6 protein-coding genes and 1 pseudogene are annotated in these 7,111 nt (G+C 73.5%); 1 reads left to right on the plus strand and 6 read right to left on the minus strand.

Features of this window, described 5'->3' with window-relative positions:
- Positions 1-48: 48 nt before the first annotated feature.
- From JNW87_RS31860 to JNW87_RS31870, 3 genes are read right to left on the minus strand one after another with little or no spacing between them, the layout of a single operon-like run.
- On the minus strand, positions 49-255 hold the full coding sequence (locus JNW87_RS31860) for a hypothetical protein (protein ID WP_238454948.1): 207 nt from the start codon (positions 253-255) through the stop codon (positions 49-51).
- A 2-nt stretch (positions 256-257) separates the two neighbouring features.
- Positions 258-395: a sigma factor-like helix-turn-helix DNA-binding protein gene (locus tag JNW87_RS40990; RefSeq protein ID WP_238454949.1), complete on the minus strand. Its 138-nt coding sequence runs from the start codon at positions 393-395 to the stop codon at positions 258-260.
- On the minus strand, positions 392-802 hold the full coding sequence (locus tag JNW87_RS31870) for an RNA polymerase sigma factor (protein WP_238454950.1): 411 nt from the start codon (positions 800-802) through the stop codon (positions 392-394). The genes JNW87_RS40990 and JNW87_RS31870 overlap by 4 nt, the downstream gene beginning before the upstream one ends.
- A gap of 362 nt (positions 803-1,164) precedes the next feature.
- On the opposite strand from JNW87_RS31870, the gene JNW87_RS31875 reads away from it, so the two are divergent.
- Complete coding sequence (locus tag JNW87_RS31875) at positions 1,165-1,668, plus strand: helix-turn-helix transcriptional regulator (protein ID WP_238454951.1); 504 nt, start codon at positions 1,165-1,167, stop codon at positions 1,666-1,668.
- 56 nt (positions 1,669-1,724) lie between these two features.
- Here the strand turns inward: JNW87_RS31875 and JNW87_RS31880 are convergent, their stop codons facing one another.
- From JNW87_RS31880 to JNW87_RS31890, 3 genes and pseudogenes are all read right to left on the minus strand, one after another.
- On the minus strand, positions 1,725-4,997 hold the full coding sequence (locus JNW87_RS31880; protein WP_238454952.1) for a lamin tail domain-containing protein: 3,273 nt from the start codon (positions 4,995-4,997) through the stop codon (positions 1,725-1,727).
- A gap of 94 nt (positions 4,998-5,091) precedes the next feature.
- Positions 5,092-6,108: a GNAT family N-acetyltransferase gene (locus tag JNW87_RS31885; RefSeq protein WP_109801582.1), complete on the minus strand. Its 1,017-nt coding sequence runs from the start codon at positions 6,106-6,108 to the stop codon at positions 5,092-5,094.
- A gap of 72 nt (positions 6,109-6,180) precedes the next feature.
- Positions 6,181-7,111 (minus strand): annotated as a pseudogene (locus tag JNW87_RS31890) (lytic murein transglycosylase); the annotation flags it as partial.

Raw genomic sequence — 7,111 nt, forward strand, 5'->3', positions numbered from 1 at the left:
CGGGCACGTCCTCGGCGCTGACCCCCGCCATCGGCTCGTCCAGCAGCATCACCCGGGGCTCCCCGGCGAGCAGCAGCGGGACGCACCGCCGGTGAGCGCGACCAGCACGACCAGGCCGCCCGCGGTCGCCGCGGCCCGACGCCGTCGCCGGGCACGGGCCCGCCGGCGTACGTTCGCGAGATCGCCCACGTGCGGCGGGGTCGCCAGCGCGGCGCGGTGCACCAGGTCGGCCAGATCCTCGGGTACGCCGTTCACGGTCACTCCTTCTCCTCCAGCGCGACCCGCAGCTCCGCCAGGCCACGGGAGAGCCGGCTGCGGACCGTGCCCTCGGCCAGGTTCAGCACGGCGGCGGTCTCCGCCGTGGAGAGGTCCAGCAGGACCCGGCAGACGATCACCGTGCGCTGGCCGGCGGCAGTCGATCCAGGGCCGACCGGGCGGCCAGGCCGGCCGGGTCGGGCGCCGCCACCGGTGCCTGCCAGTCGTCGGCCGGTGGCCGTTCCCGCCGTACCTTTCGCCACCACGAGGTGGCCCAGTTCAGCCCGACCCGGAACACCCAGCCCGCCGGGTTGTCGAGCTTCCGAACGCGGTCCCAGCGCGCGTACGCCCGGGCCATCGCCTCGTCGGCGGCCTCCCGCGCCACGGCCGGGTTTCCGACGGCCAGCGCGAGCGCCCGGTGGATCCGGTCCACGTGCTCCCGGTAGAACTGCTCGAACGGCAGGTCCCGGTGGGTCCCGGGCGGCGCCGGGCGGTCGGGCGAGAGAGCTTCGGGGGCACGGGCCGGCGCTGCCGGGTGGTTTCCCATGCCAAGTACACGCGTGGCAGGGGGCGGCTGTTCCATCCGTTGCCCCCGTTTCTGGCACCTCGACGGTTGGCGGTCCGCGCGGTGGCCGGCGCCCTCGCCCCGGCAGGCGGCCCTCGCCCCGGCTGGCGGCCCTCGCCCCGGTTGGCGGTCCGCCCTGTGACTTGTTGGTTCTCGTCCTTTGCTCTGCTGCAGCCCACGCAACACCGAAGTGCTCCCAGCGTTGCGGTCGCTGCAGCAGAGCAAAGGGGGTCAGGTGGATCCCCGTGGTGGCGGGTCGGCACGCGAGGGGCGGTCGCACGCTCTGTCCACAGGGTTGTCCATAGGGGTTGCCGGTGGTGTGTCCCGCTGGGCAGGGTTCGGGCATGGCTTCCGCGCTCGATCCACCGCCGACCGGGCAGACAATCGGTCGTGTCCCGATCGCCGGTCTGGTCCGGCAGGCCCGCCGGATCGCCGGGCTCGGCCAGCGGCAGATGGCCCGGTTCGCCAAGGTGGCGCCGTCGACCGTGGGCAGGGTCGAGGCCGGGGGGATGACGCCCAGTCTCCAGGTGCTCGAACGGCTGCTGGGGGCGGCGGGCCTCTACCTCGTCGTGGTCGACCAGGAGGGCCGGGTGATCCAGCCGATGGAGGACTGGGACGACACCCGCGACGGCGCCGGCCGCCGGTATCCGTCCCACCTGAAGCTCATCCTCGACTCCGAGCCTGGCGAATGGTGGGCGGACATCTACGGCCTGGCCCGGCCGCCCGAGACCTTCCACCGCTGCCCGATCGACCGGGAGGCGCGCCGCCGGCGCAGCCAGTGGGAGGTGCGGGTGGCGAAGTACCGTGGCGTGCCGCCCCCGGAGGATCCGCGGCGGTGGACGTACTGAAACGGCCCGTCGTCCAGCCGGTGAGCTGGACGGCGGGCCGCCTCGGGGCGGACCGCTCAGTCGTCGTTGGCGATGGTGCCGACGGCGACCGGGTCGGCGAGCTGAAGCCCCGGCACACCCGCCACATACAGCGTGAGCTGCTCGTCCGCCTCGACCTTCCGGTCACCGCGGACGGTCACCGGGAAGGTGAGCGACGTCTGGCCGGCGGTCAGGGTCTTGCAGCCGACGTACGGGTCGTAGTCGGAGGCCGCCTGGGCGGACGTGCCGTAGGTGGTGGCGCAGATCAGCGCCGACTCGGAGAGCGGCCGGGACACCGTCACCGTGAACGTCAGGGCGCTGTCGCCCTTGTCGCCCTCGGCCACCGACGCGTCCGCCACGGCCAGCGACGCCCGGGAGCGGAATCGGGCCACCTGCGGGTCGTGGTCGCTGGCGCCCCGGTCGCCGAGACCCTCGGCGTCGGTCGGGTAGTCGGCGTTGATGTGCGCCGAGCGGATCTGCACCAGGTCGTCGTGGAGCTTGTCGTTGGTGAAGAGGTTGTCCAGCGTCTGCGCCTGCCCGCTGAAGGTGTACGAATAGGCCGCCGCCGGCACGTCCGCGACCAGGTCGTCCCAGAGGTTGTGCATGCCGGCCTGGTACAGCGGGCCGAGCTGGTCCGACGGGGTCGGGTTCGCCCCGGTGGCGATCGGGTCGTCCGGGCGCGGGAAGACGTTCAGATCACCGCCGTAGATCACCCGGGCGTTCGGGTCCCCGGCCTCGATGGCCTTGACCAGCGCGGCGCCGTACGCGGCCTGCTCCCGGCGCTGCCCGACCCGGCTGTCCGGCCCCGACGAGAAGTGGTTGCTCAGCGCCCAGAGCGTGTAGTGCTCCGACGAGCCGGGCGCGGCCGCCACGGTGAACTTCCCGAGCTGCGGGGCGCGCGTGTAGACGTTCGCGCCGTCCACCCCGGTGGACCGGTCCACGTCCGCCGGCAGCACCGCGTTGAGCGCCTTCGGGTTCTGCACGTCGGCGTTGGCCGGCAGCCCCGCCGAGCGGTACTCCACCGTCGGGGTGGTGCCGAGCAGCGGGTCGGTGGCGGTCGCCTCGGCCAGCGTCAGCCGGTCGGTGCGGTAGAGGAACGCCGAGGTGATGCCCCGGGCGTCCGCGCCGGTCCGGTCGTACGCGGCGGCGTAGGCGGGACCGCCGTCGGCCGCGATGGTGAGCGCCAACTCCTGGATGGTGTCCGGCGCGCCGTCGGCGTCGTTCGTGGTCCCGCAGACCAGCTTGCCGTCGGCGACCGAGCAGATGTCCTGGTCCTCGGCCTCCTGGACGAGCACCAGGTCGGGGCTGTGCAGGGCGTTCACGATCTGCCGCGCCTCGACACCCAGCCGCTCGGTGTACGCGGCCTCGCTGGCCGGCACGTAGTCGAACGGCGGGGAGACCCCGGTGCAGCCCGGGTTGCCGGCGAAGTCGCAGCCGTCGAACGGGTCGTCCCGGTAGTCGTACAGGTTCTCCAGGTTGTAGGTGGCAACTGCGACCTCGGTGTTCCGGTTCGCCGGCTGCGGCGGGTTGTTCGCCGACGGGTCGGCGCCACCGGTGAGGGTCAGCTGCTCGGGCTGGACGCTGTACTTGCTGAACGCGTACGAGATGGCGCCGTAGGCGTCCTCGGTCAGCGTGTCGAAGGTGCGGGCCTCCGGCAGCAGCGCGCCGGAGTCACCGGCGGTCGCCTTCACCCCGCCCGCGCCCAGCAGGACCCGCTGGTTGTTGCCGTTGTCGAAGAGCTGGCCGGGAATGTCGTCCAGCGGGTGCGCGTCCCGGAACACCCGGCGGGCGTACGGGTCGGCCCGCTGCATGATCGGGTCCTCGCGGTCCACCACGTAGATCTCCGAGTCGGCCGTGGAGGCGAAGATGTGCCGCGGGGCGGAGACCCCGCTGCCCGAGCGGACCCGCATCCGGGCGCCCTCGTGCCGCTCCCAGTACAGGTCGGCGCCCGCCGCGTCGGCCGGCGGCGTCGCGTCGTCGACCCGCACGGCGGTGTCGACGTCCAGGCCGGAGTCCAGCTTGCGCACCAGCGAGGCGCTGGAGAGCTGCGTCTGGTTGAAGAACTCGGACACCCGCCCGCGCAGCACCACCTCGTCGCCGACGGTGGGCGCGTAGCCCCCGATCAGCGTGGTGAAGGAGCCCATGAAGACGAAGATGCCGTCCGAGGTGAGCGGGTCGCCGTCCTCGGTGCCCGTGCGGCTCTGCAGGTAGAAGCCGTACTGGTCGGCCCCGGCGGAGCTGCGGGTGAGCGACTTCTGGGTGATCACACCGCGCACGTCGTACAGGCTGGAGCTGGTGCCGTTGCCGCTGGCCGGGGCGAGCGGCGACCGGTCGGTGGCGCCCTTCTCGTCGTCGCCGGTCCGGCCCTGCACCTCGCCCACCGACAGCACCGTCGTGGCCTGCACGGTGAGCGTGCAGGTGGCGGTCGTGCCGCCGGCGTCCGTCGAGGTCACGGTGACCGTGTACGAGCCGGCCGGCAGGCCGGTGGCGGTGACCGTGGCGGTGGCGGTGCCGCCGACCCCGCTCGCCGGGGTGACGGCGGTACGGCTGATCGAGCCGGCCGCCGGGCTCGGGCTGACGGCGGTGACCGCGAGGTCGGTGACCGTGTCGTCGGCGTCGGTGGCGGTCACCTCGCGGGTCGCGGTGGCGCCCGCCTCGACGGTCAGCGTGCCGCCGCAGGTGAGCTTGGCCGGCTGGTCGACCGGGCCGCCGCCGTCGACGGAGTGGCTGCCCAGGCCGTCGAAGGTGTCGGTGGCGAAGCCGGCCCACTGGACGGCCGGGTCGAAGGCGTCCGACGGGTCGGTGTCCCCGGCGGTCACCGTGGGCAGCCGGCGCAGCGTGTTGTCGGCGGTGCTGGTGACCCCGGTGCCCCACTCGGTGCCCGGGTCGACGCCGACCTGGCCGATCGAGTCGACCACGGCGCCGCCCTTGCGCAGCACGATCGCGTCGTCGCCGTTGTACAGCGAGCCGCCGTACGTCTGGTCGGCCTGGGCGAGGATCGCCGGCGCGGCCGAGGAGGCGGCGAAGACGAAGACGTCACCGGCGGCCACCGTGCCGCTCAGGGCGACGTTCGTCGACGTGGTGGCGCCGTTGAAGTAGAGCTGGAGCTGGTATCCGGCGGCGGTCAGGTCGACCGGGGCGCCGGTGCCGTTGTAGAGCTCGATCGCCTTGTTGTTGGACAGGCCCTCGACGTACTCGGAGATGAACAGGTCGGTGGGCGCGGCGCTGGCCGCGGGGGGTGCGACGCCGATGGCCGTGATCGAGACGGCGGCGGTGGTCGCGAGCGCGGCTATTGTGCGGCGCGGGCGCATGAGGCCTCCACGATGGGCGGACGGGAACTAACGCACGTTAAGGGGCTTTCCTGTCCGGCGTCCATCCCCCGGCAGGCCGTTTGATGGATATCCGTCACGGGTGGGCGTCGAGGCGGTGCACCAGCTCGGCGACGTCCACGCCGTACTCGCACCAGTCCCGGTCGGGCCGGTAGCCCAGCTCGGCGTTCACCTTCAGCATCGCCTCGTTGGCCTGGGCGTTCCAGGTCTGCACCTCGGCCAGCTCCGGCTCGGCCGAGCGCAGTTCCAGCAGCATCCGCGCCTTGATCGCCCGGTCGATGCCGTAGCCCCGGTGGTCCTGCACCACGATCGTGTCGTACTGGTCGGCGCGGGTCGGGTGCTGGGCCGGCACGACCACCTCGGTCAGCCCGGCCACCTCCCCGCTCTGCTCGTGGATGGCCAGCACGATGTACGGCTTCATGCCACGCCGGTGCAGCGTGTCCAGGCTGTCCCGGAGCCGCTCCGGGTCGTACGAGCTGGGACGCAGCTCGCCGTCGTCGACGTCGCGCACCTCCGCCTTGGCCCGCGCGTACGCCTCGATCACGTCGTCGGGCGGGCCGCCCGGGCAGAACTCCAGGTGGTAGCCCGCCCCGATGCCGGTGGCCATCTCCGCCAGCGCCGGCCAGTCCACCGCGCCCAGGTCGAGCACGCTGCGGGTCTCGACGTACTCCCGGGCGAAGCCGAGCGACTCGTAGAAGGCCACCGCCGGGGTGTCCCCGACGACCTCGACGCCGATCGATCCGAAGCCCTCGTCCCGGATCCGGCGGGCGGCCAGCTTGACCAGGGTGCGGCCCAGCCCGGTGCGCCGGACCGACGGGTGCACCAGCACCTCCAGCACCCCGATCCCGCCGAGGAGCAGCACCTGGACCTGCCCGAGGATCCGCCCCGGGGTGCCGTCGGCGGCCGGTTCCTCCTGGGCGACCCAGGAGATCCGCCGTTCACCGGGCATCACCTCGGAGAGGTATTCCCGCAGGGAACTCTCCCGCCAGGGCGGATCCTGCGGGAGGTCGGCCGTGAGGACCGCGTTCAGCGTGTCCAGCAGCGACGCGATCTCGGCGGACGACGCGGTCCTGGGGTCCCACTCGCGCACCATCACCCGTCTAGCTTGCCGTCAACGGCTGCTGGGGGGAAGTGCCCAGTTCTCCAATGTATGCGAACGATCACCTTACGTACGGCTGAGCCGTCCGTACTCGTTCGCCCGGTCGAACACGCTCTGGGCGTACCGACGCACGTCGTTGTAGGAGAGGATGGCGCCCCACCAGTCGCCCGGGATGGTCATGTTCCGGCCGCCCTTGCAGAGGTAGTTGCCGGCGGCGAGGGCGGCGTCGTCGATGTCGTGCGGGTCCCGGCGGCCGTCGTTGTCCGCGTCCGCGCCGATCTCCTGCCAAGTGCTGGGGATGAACTGCATCGGGCCGAGCGCCCGGTCGTAGACGGTGTCGTGGTCGAGCTGACCCCGGTCGGTGTCGAGGATCCGGGACCGGCCGCCCTGCCCGTCCAGCGGATCGCCGACGATCTCCGGCTCGGCCCGGCCGGTCGACCCGAGGGTGGCGGAGTTGGCCGACCCGTGCCGGGACTCGACGTACCCGATCGCGGCGAGGGTGGTCCAGCTGAGCTGCAGCTGCGGTGCGTCTCGGCCAGCACCAGCTCGGCGTAGCCGTACGCCTGCATCGCCACAGCCGGGATCTCGGTCCGCGCGCTCATCTGCTGCGCCCACGCGCCCAGCGCGTCCGCCGGCCGGCCGGTGGACGCCGGACCGACGACCGGCCCGGTGGGCCGCCCCCCGCCGGGCAGCGTTCCCGTCGGCAGGGGAGTGCCGGGCAGTCCGGTGGCGCCGGGCAGACCCGGCAGTACGGCGGTGCCGGTCGGCCCGGGCAGCGCACCCCCCTCGGGTACGGCGGTGGCGGAGACGCTCGCGGTGGCGTCCGCGGCCACCGGGCGGGACGTCCGGGTCGCCTGCGGCACCAGCAGCGCGCCCGCCGCCGCGGTCGCCCCGACCAGGGCGAGCAGGAACACCCCGGGCAGGGTGGCCCGCCCGCTCGGACGGCGGGACCAGGCCCGGGTGGCCCGGGCCGCGCCGACGGCGAGCCTGCCGGGGC

This window comes from Micromonospora sp. ATA51 (genome assembly GCF_016802855.1).
GTDB classification, from domain to species: Bacteria; Actinomycetota; Actinomycetes; order Mycobacteriales; family Micromonosporaceae; genus Micromonospora; species Micromonospora sicca.